Source organism: Staphylococcus sp. HMSC057A08 (genome assembly GCF_001812925.1).
Classification (GTDB): domain Bacteria; phylum Bacillota; class Bacilli; order Staphylococcales; family Staphylococcaceae; genus Staphylococcus; species Staphylococcus hominis.
This window is the reverse complement of record NZ_KV810853.1, coordinates 1-18,237: the sequence shown is the minus strand read 5'-3', so window position 1 is coordinate 18,237 and position 18,237 is coordinate 1. Positions and strand designations below refer to the sequence as shown.

The window sequence follows — 18,237 nt, the reverse complement described above, 5'->3', positions numbered from 1 at the left end:
TAATTAAGTTGTTTGAGTTTGTTTAGATATTTGAGTAGATTGAGCTGTTTGTTTTTGAATTTGTTTCATTGGTCTTACGAAAATAAAGTAACTCATAAACCATGTACCTAATATCATCGATGCTAAAGCAATCCAACCTTGCCAACTTAGTGTTGCAGTCGCCACTAATCCATTACCAATGGAACAACCGCCAGCAACTGAAGCACCAAATCCCATGCATATACCACCAATAGCACTATTTCTAATAGTAATTTTATCTGGTAAACGCCATTTAAATTCTTTTGCTCCTCTAGCAGCAATATATGATCCAATAAATATACCTAATACTAAAAAAACGCCCCAATCGATAAATTTTAAATCTCCACTCATTAAAAATTGAACAATATGTGCTGATGGAGTAGTGATACCTAATCCATCTTCACGTCCAGTAGAATAACTCATAGGCCATGCTAATAAAGCAATCAATCCTACAATAATTCCAGCTACAAATGGATGATAGCGTTTTTCAAATAAATAATGTCGTATTCCTGAATATCTTTGCTTTAATTTGGGTACAGCAATTTTGGATTTTGGTTTATGTAATGTACGGATAACTAAGAATAATGTTACACCTGTTAATATAATAACTAATATCCAACTTGGTATGCCTGTCGTTTGTGACATACTAGCATTTACATTCGTTGGTTTATTAATTTTATTCATTAAAGGTAATAGAATTCCAGCTTTGGTAATTGTTGCTGATAAAGCATACATAATTAAAGCAACCCAACTACCAATTAATCCTTCCCCAGCTCGATACCATGTGCCAGTTGCACATCCGCCAGCTAATACTATACCAATACCAAACACAAATGAACCAATAATCGTACCTATTACTGGAAATGTTTGATAAGAAACTGTTAATACATCAAAACCAGTTAAAACTAGTAAGCCTATACTTTGTACTGTAATTGCCACTAACAAAGCATAAAACATTTTATTATTTTTTTGAACATACATATCTCTAAATCCGCCAGTAAGACAAAAACGTGTACGTTGCATAACAAAACCTAATAATAGGCCAACGATTAATCCACTAATAATCATCCAAATCAAATAAAACACCCTTTCCCGATTGATTTACTAAGGTATTATAATGGATTAACTAACCTATTTCAATATTTTCCATTGAATTAATATATTTATAAAAAAAGCTATAATGCAAATGCATTGTAGCTTTAAAAAATAATTTAATATTAATTTGAAGAGTTTTTCATAAAGAATAATAGTGATTGTAATTCGATACCTAAATCGATATGATGAACTTGAACATCATTTGGCACATCAATTCTAGCAGGAGTAAAGTTTAAGATACCTTTTACATCTGCCTTAATAAGTCGATCTGAAACAGATTGTGCCACACTTCCTGGTGTAGTAAGAATCACTACATTAATATTCTGTTTTTGAAGTTCAGATGAAATATCATCAATATGCTTTACTGTCACTTTTCCAACTGTTGTACCAACAATATCTTTATCAATATCAAATGCAGCTGTAATTGTCATTTCATCATGTATTGAAAAATTGTAAGTAAGTAATGCACGTCCTAAATTCCCTACGCCAACAATAGCAATGTGAATATTATTACTATCGCTAATCTCCGTTTTAAAGAATTCTAAAAGACTCTCAACGTTATAGCCATATCCTTTCTTACCTAACTCACCAAAATAAGAAAAATCTCTTCTTATCGTAGCTGATTCAATATCTAAAGCCTCACTAATTGTTTTAGAACTCACGCGATCAATACCTTTAATTTTTAATGAATTAACAAATCGATAATATAAAGGTAAACGTTTTAATGTAGCGCGAGGTATTTTTGATTGATTTTGAGGCATATGCAATGTCCCCCTTTTTGTTTGAACTTTTTAATCTATATATTCAAACTAACTAGAGTGCAATTAGTTATTTTAGTGAAATATATATAATGCCTATTATGGATACTGCAATATTATACCGTAACCTATTTCAAAAATAAATATCTTAGTTTCCTAAGCATACCTTATATTGTAAAATGATATAATAATGTCAAATTTAAAGTTAAATAAATGTGATTGTTACATAGATAGAAAGGTGAAACTTGAATGATACTTTTACAATTAAATGATATTTCAAAATCGTTTGATGGTGAAGATATATTTAATCATGTTAATTTTGAAGTTAAAACTGGAGAACGTATTGGCGTAGTAGGAAGAAATGGCGCTGGAAAATCAACGTTAATGAAGATTATTGCAGGTGTTGAAGATTATGATAGTGGTCATATTTCAAAAATCAAGAATTTACGTATTGGTTATTTAACTCAACAAATGACACTTGATTCTTCTCTTACTGTAATTGAAGAAATGTCAAAACCATTTGAACATATTAAGCATATGGAAACGCTTATTAATGATGAAACTGATTGGTTAGCCGCTCACGTTGATAGTTATGATTCAGAAGATTATAAACAACATATGGAGCGTTATGAATCATTATCTAATCAATTTGAACAACTTGAAGGTTATCAATATGAAAGTAAAATTAAAACAGTATTGCATGGTTTAAACTTTACTGAAGAAGAATTTGATAAACCCATTAATGATTTTAGTGGCGGACAAAAAACACGTTTATCTTTAGCACAGATGCTTTTAAGTGAGCCAGATTTATTACTATTAGATGAACCTACAAACCACCTCGACTTGGAAACAACTAAGTGGTTAGAAGATTATTTGAAATATTTTAAAGGTGCCATCATTATTATTAGTCATGACAGATACTTCTTAGATAAAATTGTAACTCAAATATATGACGTTGCTTTAGGAAATGTGAAGCGTTACGTAGGTAATTATGAGCAATTTATTACTCAACGTGATAAATACTATGAATTAAGAATGCAAGAATATGAAAAACAACAAGAAGAAATTAAACGTCTTGAAACTTTCGTGGAAAAAAATATTACTCGGGCTTCAACAAGCGGTATGGCTAAAAGTCGTCGAAAAACATTAGAAAAAATGGAACGTATCGATAAGCCAATGATGGATGCTAAAAGTGCTAATATCCAGTTTGGGTTTGATAGAAATACTGGCAATGATGTGATGCATATCCGTAATCTAGAAGTAGGTTATCAATCCCCTATCACTGCTCCTATTAATATTGAAGTTACAAAAGGAGACCATATTGCTATTATTGGGCCTAATGGAGTTGGAAAGACTACCCTTATCAAAACAATTGCAAATCGTCAAAAAGCATTAGGTGGAGAAATTACTTATGGTGCTAATTTAAACATAGGATATTACGATCAAAAACAAGCAGAATTCAAATCTAATAAAACAATATTAGATTATGTTTGGGATCAATATCCTATGATGAATGAAAAAGATGTCCGCGCTGTTTTAGGACGATTTTTATTCGTTCAAGATGACGTCAAAAAAGTTATTAATGATTTATCAGGGGGCGAAAAAGCACGTTTGCAATTAGCTTTACTTATGTTACAACGCGATAACGTTTTGATACTCGATGAACCTACTAACCATCTTGATATAGATTCTAAAGAAATGTTAGAACAAGCGTTAAAAGATTTTGAAGGTACAATTTTATTTGTTTCCCATGATCGATATTTTATTAATCAACTAGCAAATAAAGTATTTGATTTAAATAAAGATGGCGGTCAACTGTATTTAGGTGACTATCAATATTTTATTGAGAAAACAGAAGAAGCTTCTGCGTTAAAGGAATTTGAAGCGGAAAACAATAAAGATGAAACGCTTGATTTAGAAGACACCGATTCGTCAACGACTAATACATATGCTTCTCAAAAACAATATAAGAGAGAATTACGAAAAATTGAGCGTCAAATTGAGCAATGTGAAGAACAAATCGAAAAATATGAAGAACACATTACTCAAATTGATCAACAATTGACTCAGCCTGATATTTTTAATGATCCTATTAAGGCAAATGAACTTGCTGAGCAGAAATTAAGTATCGAACAACAATTAGAGAATGTTATGGCTGAATGGGAAGAATTACAAGAAAAAATTTAATACATCTAAGAAAACTAGTAAAAGTATCAAATTTTTACTAGTTTTTTATTTATTTCATTCACAAATTTATAAACAACTAAAATACTGATATCTCAGTTATCAACGAACTTATCCTAGTTATCCACAACGCGAACGATAATAATTCACATAACTTTTACACAACATTTAAACTATATTCACATCTTTGCCCCCTTTTTATCCACAAGATATTAACTATTTGTTGATAAGTACACACGTTCTCTATTGACATATATCATAAGTCAATATATTAACCTAATTAAATAAAAAAGTAATTGAAACTTATTTGATTTTAAGTTCAATTACTTTTTACTTTATTATTCAACTGTTACATCTTCAATATCTATATTATTTTTTCCATTTAAATCTAGAGATGAAGTTACACCAGCTTTATAGTAATAATATCCAGCAGCACCAATCATAGCAGCATTATCTGTACATAACTTTGAATTAGGTATTGAAAGTTTAATGTTATTTTCTTTACACAAATGATTTAATCGTTCTCTTAATCCTTTGTTACTAGCTACTCCGCCAGCTACAATAAGGTGTTCAACATGATAAGCTTTACAAGCATTAATAGCCTTTGTACTTAATACATCGACAACACTATTTTGGAAACTGGTAGCAACATCTTCTTTTTTTATGTCTTCATTTTTTTGTCGTTGATTGTGTAACTTATTAATCACTGCACTTTTTAATCCACTAAAACTAAAATCATAACTATCTTTTTCAAGCCATACTCTAGGAAAATGGTATGTGTCCTTTCCTTCCAAAGCAAGTGCATCTATAGCTGGGCCTCCTGGATATGATAAACCAATTGTTCTTGCTACCTTATCATAAGCCTCTCCTACAGCATCATCTCGTGTTTCACCAATTACTTCAAAATTTAAATGTGATTTCATATAAACGAGTTCTGTATGTCCACCCGAAACAATTAATGCTATTAAAGGAAAGACTAACGGTTCTTCAAGATGATTAGCATAAATATGTCCTGCAATATGATGAACAGGAATGACTGGCTTATTATAAGCAAATGCTAAAGCTTTTGCTGCATTAATTCCTATTAGAAGTGCCCCTATTAATCCAGGTCCTTGTGTAACAGCTATGGCATCGATATCTTCCATAGTAACATTAGCTGAAGATAACGCTTCATCAATTGTAGTCGTAATTCCCTCTACATGATGTCTACTTGCAACTTCAGGGACTACTCCCCCAAAACGTTTATGACTTTCTATTTGACTAAGTACAATATTAGATAAAATCGTATTTCCATTTTTTATAACACTTACACTTGTTTCGTCACAGCTTGTTTCAACCGCTAATATTAATATGTCTCTATTCATTTAAATTCACCCACATCACTAATGCATCCTCGCCTTCTCCATAGTAATTTTTTCTTTTACCGCCATATTGAAACCCTAATTTTTTATATACATGTTGAGCTATCACATTCGTAATTCTCACTTCTAAACTCATCACATCACAAGTATGCCTAGCATAGTCCATCACATAATTAAGTAATAGCTGACCTAATCCATAGTCTCTGAATGATTCTTTGATTGCTATTGTTGTAATTTGAGCTTGATCTATTACTATCCATAATCCTAAATATCCAATAATTTCTTCTTGAAAAATAACAACAAAGTATTTTGCAAAGTTATTTTCATTTAGTTCATGGTAAAATGCATCGATGGTCCATGAACTATCGTTGAAGCTTTCTCTCTCAATATCGAAAACACTTGGTACATCATCGACTTGCATCGCTCTAATGGTTAACTGTTCTTCTGTTGGTTTAACCAATTACGTTCCGCCTCTGACAATTTTATATAATTTGGTACAAACGTATGAATGTTTTCAGGTTGATGAATCAAGTGTTTCATGACAGTTGCATTAGGCAGTTTAGCCTCAATATCTCCATGTAGTAATTCAGATAATTTTTCCGTGTCCTCTCCTACAAACACATAAGGTTGATTTAAATCATTGAGTTTTTTATGCAACGCTTCTAAAGAAATATATTGGTCTTTTTCAATTGTATTTAATTGATTGTTTTCATATTGATATAATCCTGTATATACCGCTTCGCGACGAGCATCAAATATTGGTACGATAATTCTTTTATCATTCGTATCTATAGTAGCCGCTAATGCTTTTAACGATGATACACCATATAATTTAGTATTCAAAGCATAGGCTAATGTTTTCGCTACAGTAACGCCTATTCTCACTCCTGTATAAGAGCCAGGCCCTTTTGCAATAACAATCCCATCTAATTCTTGTTTTTTTAAATTCGATTCATTAAATAAGGATTGAATACTAGGCATAAGTTGGCTCGAATGATCTTTTTTACTATTTGTTGTTTTTATTGCTAAAACCTCATCATCGTTCATCAAAGCAATTGACATGGGTTGATTTGAAGTATCAATTAACAGTAAGTTCATTGTCTATCTCTTCCTTTATTTTAGTATAATGATAGCCTTTTGCTGCTATATTAATTTGTCGTTGATTTTCGTTTATAGTCGTAATATTAATCACTAAATACTCTTCCGGAAGGAACTCCTGTATAAATTGACTCCATTCAATTATTGTAACAGCGTCATCTTCAAAGTATTCATTAAATCCTAAATCTTCATCTGAATCTTCTAAGCGATAACAATCCATATGATGAAGTTTTAACTCCTTACCTTTGTATGATTTTATGATATTAAACGTAGGAGAATTAATATTACGCTTTACTCCTAGATATTTACCTATAAATTGAGTCAACGTTGTTTTACCAGCACCTAAATCTCCATTCAATAAAATGACATCTTTTGAACCAACATGCTTCATTAAAATTTTAGCAAAATGTTCCATCTCATCTAAATTTTTGATAGGTATCATGTATTGTTCTCTCTCCTCATGTTTATTTTACACTTCGTTATTTCATCTAAATTTAACTTAATAATTGTAACAAACTTTACTAAAAATTTCTCATTAATAAAATATAAATCATTCTTCTAAATTGTTAGAAAATTCTAAAAAGAGTATTGACTTTAATATCTGTTTAGTGTAAATTAAATTTATCAAATTTTTAAACAATTCTAACTATTCAAATAATCACCCATTCAAGAAAGGAGTATAATACCATGCAATCATTTACATATTCACTGTCACCACTAGAAAATTTAATTATTTTATTATACTCTTCAGGGCTGGAACTTTAGTAGCTTAATTTACTAAATGTTTAAGTCCTATTTCTCATTGAATGGGACTTAAAAACGTCCCAACTTTATTGGGGCGTTTTTTTATTTTAATAATTAGTAATTTATGGGGGAATGAATAAATGAGAAGTGACATGATAAAAAAAGGTGATCATCAAGCACCAGCAAGAAGCCTATTACACGCGACAGGAGCACTTAAAAGTCCTACTGACATGAATAAGCCTTTTGTAGCAATTTGTAATTCATATATCGATATCGTTCCTGGACATGTTCATTTAAGAGAATTAGCAGATATTGCAAAAGAAGCGATTCGTGAAGCAGGTGCAATTCCTTTTGAATTTAATACAATTGGTGTCGATGATGGAATAGCAATGGGACATATTGGTATGAGGTATTCCTTACCGTCACGTGAAATTATTGCAGATGCGGCTGAAACTGTTATCAATGCTCATTGGTTTGATGGTGTATTTTATATTCCTAACTGTGACAAAATTACACCTGGAATGTTATTAGCAGCTGTTAGAACGAATGTCCCTGCTATCTTTTGTTCAGGTGGTCCAATGAAAGCTGGTTTATCTGCTCAAGGAAAAGCTTTAACTTTATCGTCTATGTTCGAAGCAGTCGGAGCTTTTAAAGAAGGTTCAATTACTAAAGAAGAATTTTTAGATATGGAACAAAATGCTTGTCCAACATGTGGATCATGTGCAGGAATGTTCACAGCAAATTCTATGAATTGTTTAATGGAAGTCTTAGGATTAGCACTTCCCTACAACGGTACAGCTTTAGCAGTAAGCGATCAACGTCGTGAAATGATTAGACAAGCAGCATTTCAATTGGTAGAAAATATAAAAAATGACATTAAACCTCGTGATATTGTTACGAAAGAAGCAATTGATGATGCATTTGCTTTAGATATGGCAATGGGTGGTTCAACAAATACTGTACTTCATACATTAGCAATTGCTAATGAAGCTGGAATTGAATATGACTTAGAAAGAATTAATGAAATTGCTAAAAAAACGCCTTATTTATCTAAGATTGCACCAAGTTCTTCTTATTCTATGCACGATGTTCATGAAGCTGGCGGATGTCCAGCAATCATTAATGAATTAATGAAAAAAGAAGGAACCCTGCATCCAGATCGACTAACAGTTACTGGTAAAACATTAAGAGAAAATAACCAAGGTAAAGAGATTAAAAATTTCGATGTTATTCATTCTTTAGATGCTCCATATGATAAAGAAGGCGGATTGTCCGTCTTATTCGGTAATATTGCTCCTAAAGGTGCAGTAATTAAAGTTGGTGGTGTTGATCCTTCAATTAAAGTATTTAAAGGAAAAGCAATTTGCTTTGATTCACACGATGCAGCTGTAGAAGCAATTGATAATAAAACAGTTCGTGAAGGTCACGTAGTTGTCATTCGATATGAAGGACCTAAAGGAGGTCCGGGTATGCCAGAAATGTTAGCTCCTACATCATCTATCGTCGGAAGAGGTTTAGGAAAAGATGTTGCTTTAATTACAGATGGTCGTTTTTCTGGAGCCACTCGTGGTATCGCTGTAGGTCATATTTCACCAGAAGCAGCCTCAGGAGGTCCTATTGGTCTGATTAGAGATGGTGATGAAATTACTATTGACTTAGTAAATCGAACTTTAGACGTTAATCAGCCTCAAGAAGAATTGTATAAACGTAAAGAAGAACTTGAGCCTTTTAAAGCTAAAGTAAAAACAGGTTATCTTGCAAGATACACTGCTTTAGTAACCAGTGCAAATACGGGTGGTATTATGCAAGTCCCAGAAAATCTTATTTAAATTTAAGGAGCGATAAATATGTCAAAAACAAAGGAAAGTAATAAACAAACTGAAACACTTACAACTCGAAGCGGTTCTGACTTATTAGTAGAAGCACTTGTACACGAAGATGTTGATTTCATTTTTGGATATCCAGGTGGCGCAGTTTTACCATTATACGATACATTTTATGATGAAAAAATTAAACATATTCTTGCACGTCATGAACAAGGTGCTACCCATGCCGCTGAAGGATACGCACGTGTTTCAGGCAAACCAGGTGTCGTCGTCGTAACAAGTGGTCCTGGAGCTACAAATGCTATCACTGGTATTACTGATGCTTATTGTGATTCTCTACCCTTAGTCGTATTTACCGGACAAGTGGCAACCCCTGGTATTGGTAAAGATGCATTCCAAGAAGCTGATTTATTATCAATGACAACGCCAATTACAAAAGCTAATTACCAAGTTAAACATGTAGATGATATCCCTAGAATTGTTCACGAAGCATTTTATTTAGCAAATACTGGACGTAAAGGACCTGTAGTCATTGATTTCCCAAAAGATATGGGTGTTTTAACTTCTTCTGCTCCACTTGAAGAAGAGGTTCATTTACCTTCATATCAAGTAACTGAAAATCCAAATAAAGAAGATATTCAACAACTTTCTCAATATTTAAATCATGAAAAAAAACCTGTCGTTTTAGCTGGAGCAGGTATCAATCACTCAAAATCAAATGCTTTATTAACTGAATTTGTTACTCAACATCAAATTCCTGTTGTTACAACTTTATTAGGTCTAGGTGCTATTTCATATGAAAATCCCCTTTTCCTTGGTATGGGCGGTATGCATGGCTCTTATGCAAGTAACATGGCACTCACTGAATGTGACTTACTCATTAATTTAGGTAGTCGATTTGATGATCGTTTGGCTAGTAATCCTAACGAATTCGCACCCAACGCTAAAGTAGTACACATTGATATTGATGAATCAGAAATTAATAAAGTGATTCCTACAACACTCGGAATTGTTGCAGATTGTAAAAAAGTATTAGAAGCATTAGTTACTGAACATCAAAGTCATGCTACATACAAAGAATGGGTAGACCATTGTTTAGATAATAAATCAAAACATCCATTTAAATACAAAGAAGCTAATGATACATTTTGTCGTCCACAAGAAGCCATTGAATATATTGGTAAAATCACAAATGGTGAAGCCATCGTCACTACAGATGTAGGTCAACATCAAATGTGGTCAGCACAATTTTATCCTTTTAAACATCATAGTCAATGGGTTACAAGTGGTGGATTAGGAACAATGGGATTCGGTATTCCTTCAGCAATTGGTGCACAACTCGCAGCTCCAGATAAAACAGTTGTTTGTTTTGTAGGTGATGGTGGATTCCAAATGACCAATCAAGAAATGGCGTTATTACCTGAATATCACCTAAATGTAAAAATTGTTTTAATTAACAATGGTACATTAGGAATGGTAAAACAATGGCAAGATAAATTCTTTAATCAACGTTTTTCACATTCTGTTTTTAATGATCAACCAGATTTTATTAAAATGGCTGAAGCTTACGGTGTTAAAAGCTTCTTAATCGATCATCCTAATAAATTAAAAGCGCAATTAGATGAAGCTTTTAATTATGAAGGTCCTGCTTTAATTGAAGTAAGAATTTCTCCAGCGGAACCTGTAAACCCTATGATTCCTAGTGGTAAAGCTAATCATGAAATGGAGGGTCTAGAATGAACCGAACTTTAAAATTAAAAGTAGCTGACCAAGTCAGTACGTTAAATCGAATCACAAGTGCTTTTGTAAGATTACAGTACAATATCAATGAATTATATGTAAAACCTGCTAGTGAAGATGGCATATCTGATATGACAATCAAAGTTCATATTGAGGATGAAGATGTATATCGAATTTTAATTACTAAATTAAAAAAACAAGTCAGTGTTATTAATATTGAAGATGTGAATGATTAATTCTTAGATGATGCGCTAGCATTTTACATCAATTATCATATTTAATGTCTAACATCATGAAGTTAATTATTATCTTTTCAATATTCGGAATTTTTTAAATTTTTTTACTAATGGAGGAAAGTATTATGACAAAAGTTTATTATGATCAATCAGTAGAAAAAGATGCACTACAAGGTAAAAAAATCGCTATTATCGGTTACGGTTCTCAAGGCCATGCACATGCTCAAAACCTTAAAGATAACGGTTACGACGTAAGAGTTGGTATTCGTCCAGGTGATTCATTTAATAAAGCTAAAGAAGATGGATTAGATGTTTATCCAGTGGCTGAAGCAGTTAAACAAGCAGACGTTATTATGGTATTACTTCCTGATGAAATTCAAGGTAATGTATATAAAAATGAAATTGCTCCAAATTTAGAAGCTGGTAATGCATTAGCTTTTGCACATGGATTTAATATTCATTTTAACGTCATCGAACCACCTAAAGATGTAGATGTCTTCTTAGTAGCACCTAAAGGTCCTGGTCATCTAGTAAGACGTACATTTGTTGAAGGTTCAGCTGTGCCAGCATTATTTGGTGTTCAACAAGATGCTACAGGTCATGCACGTGACATTGCTTTAAGTTATGCAAAAGGTATTGGTGCTACACGTGCTGGTGTTATTGAAACAACATTTAAAGAGGAAACTGAAACTGACTTATTCGGTGAACAAGCTGTACTTTGTGGGGGAATTCATAAACTGATTCAAAGTGGTTTCGAGACATTAGTGGAAGCTGGATATCAAAAAGAATTAGCATATTTTGAAGTACTACATGAAATGAAACTTATCGTTGATTTAATGTATGAAGGCGGTATGGAAAATGTACGTTATTCAATTTCAAATACTGCTGAATTTGGTGACTACGTATCTGGTCCACGTGTCATTACTCCAGATGTTAAAGACAATATGAAAGAAGTACTTAAAGATATTCAAAATGGTAATTTCGCTAATCGCTTTGTTAAAGATAACGAAAATGGATTTAAAGAATTTTATGAATTGCGTGAACAACAACACGGTCATGAAATTGAAGCAGTGGGTCGTGAACTAAGAAAAATGATGCCATTTATTAAATCTAAAAGCATTCAAAAATAAAATGTAAGGAGATGTTAAAAATGGAAAGCCATATTCAAATATTTGATACAACGTTAAGAGATGGAGAGCAAACACCTGGTGTGAATTTTTCATTTGATGAACGTTTAAGTATTGCTAAGCAACTTGAAAAATGGGGAGTCGATGTTATTGAAGCAGGCTTCCCCGCTTCAAGTACTGGAAGCTTTAAATCAGTAGAAGCAATCTCTAAAGCATTAACTACCACTGCAGTGTGTGGATTAGCAAGATGTAAAAAATCTGATATTGATGCAGTATATGAAGCAACAAAATGTGCTACTAAACCACGTGTTCATGTATTTATTGCTACTTCCCCTATCCATTTAGAGCATAAGCTAAAAATGACTCAAGAAGAAGTCTTAGAATCAATTAAAGAACATGTCAGTTATGCTAAATCATTATTCGATGTAGTACAATTCTCACCAGAAGATGCATCAAGAACAGATCAAGCATTCCTTATAAAATCTGTTCAAACAGCTGTTGATGCTGGAGCTACAATAATCAATATTCCAGATACTGTTGGATATAGCTATCCAAGTGAATATGGTGCCATTTTTAAATCTCTTATTACAAATGTTAAATCAGAAAAAGAAATTATTTATAGTGCACATTGTCATGATGATTTGGGTATGGCAGTAGCAAATAGCTTAGCTGCAATTGAAAATGGTGCGAAACGCATTGAAGGTACTGTAAATGGTATTGGTGAACGTGCAGGTAATACTGCATTAGAAGAAATTGCATTAGCACTATACGTTCGCAAAGATCATTATGGTATTGAAACAAAATTAAAATTAGAGCAAACTAAATTGACTTCAGAATTAATTTCTAGATATGCAGGCATTCGAGTTCCAAGAAATAAAGCAATTGTTGGTCAAAATGCTTTCAGTCATGAATCAGGTATTCATCAAGATGGTGTTCTTAAAAATCCTGAAACGTACGAAATCATGACGCCTCAACTTGTTGGAATAAGTAAAAATGAATTACCTTTAGGCAAACTTTCTGGTAAACATGCTTTTGCTGAAAAACTTAAAACGTTAGGTTATGACATTGAACCTAAACAACAAATCGAGTTATTCAAACAATTTAAAGCAGTAGCAGATAAGAAAAAATCAGTATCTGATCGAGATATTCATGCGATGATTCAAGGTTCTGAACATGAACAAAATGCAATTTATCAAGTAGAAACTTTACAATTACAATACGTTTCAAATGGTCTACAAAGTGCTGTTGTTGTCATTAAAGATAAAAAAGGTCATATTTATCAAGACTCAAGCATTGGTACAGGATCAATTGTTGCAATTTACAATGCTGTTGATCGTATTTTTAAAAAGGATAGTGAACTAATCGATTATAGAATTGATTCAGTTACTGAAGGTACAGATGCACAAGCTGAGGTTCATGTTGAGCTTGTTATTGAAAATCAACATGTTAATGGCATAGGTATCGATCATGATATACTTCAAGCTTCTTGTAAAGCATATGTGGAAGCTCATGCTAAATATATTGCCCAAGATTTAGAGAAAGTAGGTAATAAATAATGACATATAAAATTGTTGCTTTACCCGGAGATGGCATCGGTCCTGAAATTCTAAATGGAAGTTTGGAACTATTAGAAATAATAAGTAAGAAATACAATTTCACCTATAATTTAAAAAGTTATGATTTTGGAGGAGCCGCCATTGATACACATGGCACTCCCCTTCCTAATGAAACACTCTCTGCCTGTCAAGAAGCAGATGCGATTTTATTAGGAGCAGTTGGAGGACCAAAATGGACAGATCCTAATAATCGTCCAGAACAAGGATTATTAGCGTTACGTAAAAAGTTAGGCTTATTTGCTAATATTCGTCCTACTAAAGTGACTGAAGGTACCAGTCAATTTTCACCTTTAAAAGAAGCGCGTGTTAAACATACAGACCTAGTTATAGTTCGTGAATTAACGAGTGGCATTTATTTTGGTGAACCTAGACATATTAATCATTCTGAAGCATTAGATTCTCTTATTTATACTAAAGCTGAAATAGAACGTATTGCTAAAGTTGCATTTGAATTAGCACGTACTCGTAATAAAAAAGTAACTTCTGTAGATAAAGAGAATGTCCTTGCTTCAAGTAAACTTTGGAGAAAAACTGTTACTGAAGTAAGCAAGTCTTATCCGGACATCGAATTAAATCATTTACTCGTTGATGCGTGTAGTATGCATTTGATTACTCATCCTTCACAATTCGACGTCATTGTTACTGAAAATCTCTTTGGTGATATTTTAAGTGATGAAGCTTCAGTAATACCCGGTTCACTTGGTTTATCCCCTTCGGCAAGTTTTAGTGAACACGGTACTAGACTTTATGAACCTATTCATGGCTCAGCGCCTGACATTGCTAATCAAAATCTTGCTAATCCATTTGGAATGGTATTGTCACTAGCAATGTGTTTAAGAGAAAGTTTAAATCAAAGTGTAGCAGCAGAAGAATTAGAAGATGCTGTATATCATTTAATTAAAATTGGTAAAACAACAAAAGACCTTGGAGGACACTATAAAACTTCAGAAATCTTTGAGTTACTTAAAAAAAGTTATCAATAAAGGGAGGTACATAAATAATGGCTCAAACATTATTTGATAAAGTTTGGAATAAACATGTCTTAACTGGTAAAGAAGGCGAACCTCAACTCTTATACATAGATTTGCATCTTATACATGAAGTGACCTCTCCTCAAGCTTTTGAAGGATTAAGACTTCAAAAAAGACAACTTAGACGTCCAGATTTAACCTTTGCAACTCTTGATCATAATGTTCCTACAATCGATATATTTAATATTAGAGATGAAATTGCTAATAAACAGATTACAACCTTACAGAAAAATGCCAAAGATTTTGGGGTACATATTTTTGATATGGGTTCCGATGAGCAGGGTATCGTTCATATGGTAGGCCCTGAAACTGGATTAACACAACCAGGTAAGACAATCGTATGTGGTGACTCACATACAGCAACTCACGGGGCATTTGGTGCTATTGCTTTTGGCATTGGAACAAGTGAAGTAGAACATGTTTTTGCAACTCAAACATTATGGCAAACAAAACCTAAAAATCTTAAAATTGAAGTTTCTGGTAAATTACAACCTGGTGTGTATGCTAAAGATATTATTTTACATTTAATCAATCAATATGGTGTAGATTTCGGAACAGGCTATGCACTTGAGTTTACTGGAGAAACAATTCAATCACTATCCATGGAGGGTCGAATGACAATTTGTAACATGGCCATTGAAGGTGGAGCTAAATATGGTATTATTCAACCGGATGAAACTACATTTGAATATATCAAAGGTCGTCCATATGCACAAAATTTTAATCAATCTATTGGAGAATGGCAGAAACTATATTCAGATGAAAACGCTCATTTTGACAAAGTGATTACACTTGATGTAACAAATTTAGAACCTCAAGTGACATGGGGCACAAATCCAGAGATGGGTGTAAATTTTAGTTCTCCATTTCCAGAAATTCAAAATATTAATGATGAACGGGCATACAACTATATGGGACTGAAACCTGGTCAAAAAGCAGAAGATATCGATTTAGGTTATGTCTTTTTAGGTTCATGTACTAATGCTCGCCTATCAGATTTGATAGAAGCAAGCCATATCGTAAAAGGAAAAAAAGTACATCCTAAAATTACTGCTATTGTTGTTCCTGGCTCACGTACAGTAAAAAAAGAAGCAGAATCTCTTGGATTAGACAAAGTATTTAAAGAAGCAGGCTTTGAATGGAGAGAACCTGGATGTTCCATGTGCTTAGGAATGAATCCTGACCAAGTACCAGAAGGTGTCCATTGTGCCTCAACAAGTAATCGAAATTTTGAGGGTCGGCAAGGTAAAGGTGCACGTACACATCTTGTTTCTCCAGCCATGGCAGCAGCCGCAGCAATAAATGGTAAATTCGTTGACGTAAGAAAGGTGGTTGTATAAGTAATGGATATTCAGCCTATCACCCAATACACAGGTAAAGTAGTCCCTTTGTTTAACGATAATATTGATACAGATCAAATTATTCCAAAAGTTCATCTTAAACGAATTACTAAAACTGGTTTTGGACCCTTTGCTTTTGATGAATGGCGTTATTTACCTGATGGATCAGATAACCCAGATTTTAATCTAAACAAACCAAAATATAAAGGTGCTTCAATTCTTATTACTGGAGACAACTTTGGTTGTGGTTCAAGTCGTGAACATGCTGCTTGGGCTTTAAAAGATTTTGGCTTTAATATTATTATTGCTGGTGGTTTTAGCGATATCTTCTATATGAATTGTACAAAAAATGGAATGTTACCTATTGTTTTAAATGAACAATCTAGAAAATATCTAGCCAATCAAAATAATATAACGGTTGATTTACCAAATCAAACTGTGTCAGCAAATAATCAATCTTTCCACTTTGATATAGATGAAACTTGGAAAGATAAACTTATAAATGGATTAGATGATATTGCTATTACATTAAAATATGAAGAATTAATAGAGAAATATGAGAAAACAATGTAAGGATGATAACAAATGGTTTTAAAGACAACGGTAACAGCTACTGATGTAGACGAAGCTTATTTACGTATAAAAGATGTGGTGAAAGAAACACCATTACAATATGATCATTATCTTTCACAAAAATATAATTGTAATGTTTATTTAAAAAGAGAAGACTTGCAATGGGTACGCTCATTTAAATTGCGTGGTGCTTATAACGCTATTTCAGTATTAGACACACAAGCTAAATCAAAAGGTATTACTTGCGCAAGCGCTGGTAATCATGCCCAAGGAGTAGCTTATACTGCTAAAGCATTAAATTTAAAAGCTGTTATCTTTATGCCAGTGACAACCCCTCTTCAAAAAGTAAATCAAGTTAAATTCTTTGGTGCAGAAAATGTAGAAATCGTTCTAACTGGTGATACATTTGATGATTGTTTAAAAGAAGCTTTAGTTTATACAGATGAGCATCATATGACATTTATTGATCCATTCAACAATATTTATACTATCGCTGGTCAAGGGACATTAGCAAAAGAAATTTTATTAGAAGCAAAAAAAGAAATGATTCAATTTGATTATCTCTTTGCAGCTATTGGAGGCGGAGGTCTAATATCCGGTGTAAGTACATATATGCATGAACATAGTCCACATACACAAATCATTGGCGTCGAACCTGCCGGAGCAAGTAGTATGTATGAATCTGTAGTAGTTCAAAATAAAGTTGTAACTTTAGAACATATAGATAAATTTGTTGATGGCGCTTCAGTAGCCCGTGTTGGTGATATTACCTTTAATATTGTCAAACAATACGTCAACGACTACTTACAAATTGATGAAGGTGCAGTATGTTCTACAATTTTAGATATGTACTCTAAACAAGCAATAGTAGCAGAACCAGCAGGTGCATTAAGTGTATCAGCTCTTGAATTTTATAAAGACAATATTATAGGAAAAACTGTAGTATGCGTAGTCAGTGGTGGAAATAATGATATTAATCGTATGAAAGAAATTGAAGAACGTTCACTTTTATATGAAGAAATGAAACATTATTTCATTTTAAACTTCCCTCAACGTCCAGGAGCTTTAAAAGAATTTGTTAATGATGTTTTAGGTCCTCAAGATGATATTACTAAATTTGAATATCTAAAAAAAGCTTCTCAAAATACTGGTACTGTTATTATTGGCATTCAGTTAAATAATCATCAAGATTTAGAACAATTAAAACATAATGTCGATGAATTTGATCCATCAAATATTTATATTAATGAAAATAAAATGTTGTATTCATTATTAATTTGAGATAATATTAAAAACTTCTTCAGTATATTATTGAAGAAGTTTTATTATTTTTTTAGTTTAATACTTCCACTTCTCAATTCATTAGCTCCAAATACTTTCTATAAATTTCGACATAAAAAAAAGAGACCTCACAGTCTCAATATCGGGTCATCGCATCCATACAATGATTTGCCTAGCAACGTCCTACTCTAGCGGAACGTCAGTCCAAC

16 protein-coding genes are annotated in these 18,237 nt (G+C 32.7%); 10 read left to right on the top strand and 6 right to left on the bottom strand.

The window, feature by feature from the left end; translation table 11 throughout:
- Positions 1-3: 3 nt before the first annotated feature.
- Together HMPREF2881_RS04185 and HMPREF2881_RS04180 are read right to left on the bottom strand one after the other, a co-directional pair.
- A complete protein-coding gene (locus HMPREF2881_RS04185) occupies positions 4-1,092 on the bottom strand; it encodes a YeeE/YedE family protein (protein ID WP_172848042.1) in 1,089 nt (362 codons plus the stop codon).
- Between the two features lie 143 nt (positions 1,093-1,235).
- Positions 1,236-1,874, bottom strand: a complete 639-nt coding sequence (locus HMPREF2881_RS04180; RefSeq protein WP_002455084.1) for a redox-sensing transcriptional repressor Rex — start codon at positions 1,872-1,874, stop codon at positions 1,236-1,238.
- A 246-nt stretch (positions 1,875-2,120) separates the two neighbouring features.
- Here HMPREF2881_RS04180 and HMPREF2881_RS04175 point away from each other — a divergent pair, with 246 nt between their 5' ends.
- A complete protein-coding gene (locus tag HMPREF2881_RS04175; RefSeq protein ID WP_002448285.1) occupies positions 2,121-4,058 on the top strand; it encodes an ABC-F family ATP-binding cassette domain-containing protein in 1,938 nt (645 codons plus the stop codon).
- Positions 4,059-4,393: 335 nt separating this feature from the next.
- Here the strand turns inward: HMPREF2881_RS04175 and tsaD are convergent, their stop codons facing one another.
- The 4 genes from tsaD to tsaE are packed head-to-tail and all read right to left on the bottom strand — an operon-like array spanning position 4,394 to position 6,956.
- The gene (tsaD, locus tag HMPREF2881_RS04170) at positions 4,394-5,419 is read right to left on the bottom strand and encodes a tRNA (adenosine(37)-N6)-threonylcarbamoyltransferase complex transferase subunit TsaD (protein ID WP_002448271.1); all 1,026 of its coding nucleotides are present in this window, start codon (positions 5,417-5,419) and stop codon (positions 4,394-4,396) included.
- Positions 5,412-5,837: a ribosomal protein S18-alanine N-acetyltransferase gene (gene rimI / locus HMPREF2881_RS04165; RefSeq protein ID WP_369963310.1), complete on the bottom strand. Its 426-nt coding sequence runs from the start codon at positions 5,835-5,837 to the stop codon at positions 5,412-5,414. The genes tsaD and rimI overlap by 8 nt, the downstream gene beginning before the upstream one ends.
- A gap of 11 nt (positions 5,838-5,848) precedes the next feature.
- Positions 5,849-6,514, bottom strand: coding sequence for a tRNA (adenosine(37)-N6)-threonylcarbamoyltransferase complex dimerization subunit type 1 TsaB (gene tsaB, locus HMPREF2881_RS04160; RefSeq protein ID WP_002448261.1), 666 nt, complete (start codon positions 6,512-6,514; stop codon positions 5,849-5,851).
- A complete protein-coding gene (gene tsaE, locus HMPREF2881_RS04155; protein WP_002448263.1) occupies positions 6,495-6,956 on the bottom strand; it encodes a tRNA (adenosine(37)-N6)-threonylcarbamoyltransferase complex ATPase subunit type 1 TsaE in 462 nt (153 codons plus the stop codon). The genes tsaB and tsaE overlap by 20 nt, the downstream gene beginning before the upstream one ends.
- A 442-nt stretch (positions 6,957-7,398) precedes the next feature.
- Between tsaE and ilvD the strand changes: the two genes are divergently transcribed.
- The 9 genes from ilvD (at position 7,399) to ilvA (ending at position 18,028) form a co-directional block, all read left to right on the top strand.
- A complete protein-coding gene (ilvD, locus tag HMPREF2881_RS04150) occupies positions 7,399-9,087 on the top strand; it encodes a dihydroxy-acid dehydratase (RefSeq protein WP_002448260.1) in 1,689 nt (562 codons plus the stop codon).
- Between the two features lie 18 nt (positions 9,088-9,105).
- Positions 9,106-10,824: a biosynthetic-type acetolactate synthase large subunit gene (ilvB, locus tag HMPREF2881_RS04145; RefSeq protein WP_002488061.1), complete on the top strand. Its 1,719-nt coding sequence runs from the start codon at positions 9,106-9,108 to the stop codon at positions 10,822-10,824.
- A complete protein-coding gene (locus HMPREF2881_RS04140; RefSeq protein WP_002448278.1) occupies positions 10,821-11,060 on the top strand; it encodes an ACT domain-containing protein in 240 nt (79 codons plus the stop codon). The genes ilvB and HMPREF2881_RS04140 overlap by 4 nt, the downstream gene beginning before the upstream one ends.
- 125 nt (positions 11,061-11,185) lie before the next feature.
- Positions 11,186-12,190 carry a ketol-acid reductoisomerase gene (gene ilvC, locus HMPREF2881_RS04135; RefSeq protein WP_002448272.1) on the top strand — a complete coding sequence of 335 codons (1,005 nt, stop codon included), beginning with the start codon at positions 11,186-11,188 and terminating at the stop codon, positions 12,188-12,190.
- Between the two features lie 20 nt (positions 12,191-12,210).
- Positions 12,211-13,743: a 2-isopropylmalate synthase gene (locus HMPREF2881_RS04130; protein ID WP_002455078.1), complete on the top strand. Its 1,533-nt coding sequence runs from the start codon at positions 12,211-12,213 to the stop codon at positions 13,741-13,743.
- Complete coding sequence (gene leuB / locus HMPREF2881_RS04125) at positions 13,743-14,786, top strand: 3-isopropylmalate dehydrogenase (RefSeq protein ID WP_002448270.1); 1,044 nt, start codon at positions 13,743-13,745, stop codon at positions 14,784-14,786. The genes HMPREF2881_RS04130 and leuB overlap by 1 nt, the downstream gene beginning before the upstream one ends.
- A gap of 17 nt (positions 14,787-14,803) precedes the next feature.
- The gene (leuC, locus tag HMPREF2881_RS04120) at positions 14,804-16,174 is read left to right on the top strand and encodes a 3-isopropylmalate dehydratase large subunit (RefSeq protein ID WP_002448264.1); all 1,371 of its coding nucleotides are present in this window, start codon (positions 14,804-14,806) and stop codon (positions 16,172-16,174) included.
- A gap of 3 nt (positions 16,175-16,177) precedes the next feature.
- Entirely contained in the window at positions 16,178-16,747 is a 570-nt protein-coding gene (gene leuD, locus HMPREF2881_RS04115) for a 3-isopropylmalate dehydratase small subunit (RefSeq protein ID WP_002448274.1), read from the top strand.
- Positions 16,748-16,759: 12 nt separating this feature from the next.
- Positions 16,760-18,028, top strand: a complete 1,269-nt coding sequence (ilvA, locus tag HMPREF2881_RS04110; protein WP_002448279.1) for a threonine ammonia-lyase IlvA — start codon at positions 16,760-16,762, stop codon at positions 18,026-18,028.
- Positions 18,029-18,237 lie beyond the last annotated feature (209 nt).

Bases quoted from the DNA above. Each gene is read 5' to 3' on its own strand.
- tsaD (WP_002448271.1), bottom strand. From the start codon at position 5,419: ATGAATAGAGACATATTAATATTAGCGGTTGAAACAAGCTGTGACGAA.
- ilvA (WP_002448279.1), top strand. From the start codon at position 16,760: ATGGTTTTAAAGACAACGGTAACAGCTACTGATGTAGACGAAGCTTAT.
- tsaB (WP_002448261.1), bottom strand. From the start codon at position 6,514: ATGAACTTACTGTTAATTGATACTTCAAATCAACCCATGTCAATTGCT.
- leuB (WP_002448270.1), top strand. From the start codon at position 13,743: ATGACATATAAAATTGTTGCTTTACCCGGAGATGGCATCGGTCCTGAA.
- rimI (WP_369963310.1), bottom strand. From the start codon at position 5,837: ATGCAAGTCGATGATGTACCAAGTGTTTTCGATATTGAGAGAGAAAGC.
- ilvC (WP_002448272.1), top strand. From the start codon at position 11,186: ATGACAAAAGTTTATTATGATCAATCAGTAGAAAAAGATGCACTACAA.
- HMPREF2881_RS04175 (WP_002448285.1), top strand. From the start codon at position 2,121: ATGATACTTTTACAATTAAATGATATTTCAAAATCGTTTGATGGTGAA.
- HMPREF2881_RS04130 (WP_002455078.1), top strand. From the start codon at position 12,211: ATGGAAAGCCATATTCAAATATTTGATACAACGTTAAGAGATGGAGAG.
- ilvB (WP_002488061.1), top strand. From the start codon at position 9,106: ATGTCAAAAACAAAGGAAAGTAATAAACAAACTGAAACACTTACAACT.
- leuC (WP_002448264.1), top strand. From the start codon at position 14,804: ATGGCTCAAACATTATTTGATAAAGTTTGGAATAAACATGTCTTAACT.
- HMPREF2881_RS04140 (WP_002448278.1), top strand. From the start codon at position 10,821: ATGAACCGAACTTTAAAATTAAAAGTAGCTGACCAAGTCAGTACGTTA.
- tsaE (WP_002448263.1), bottom strand. From the start codon at position 6,956: ATGATACCTATCAAAAATTTAGATGAGATGGAACATTTTGCTAAAATT.
- HMPREF2881_RS04180 (WP_002455084.1), bottom strand. From the start codon at position 1,874: ATGCCTCAAAATCAATCAAAAATACCTCGCGCTACATTAAAACGTTTA.
- ilvD (WP_002448260.1), top strand. From the start codon at position 7,399: ATGAGAAGTGACATGATAAAAAAAGGTGATCATCAAGCACCAGCAAGA.
- leuD (WP_002448274.1), top strand. From the start codon at position 16,178: ATGGATATTCAGCCTATCACCCAATACACAGGTAAAGTAGTCCCTTTG.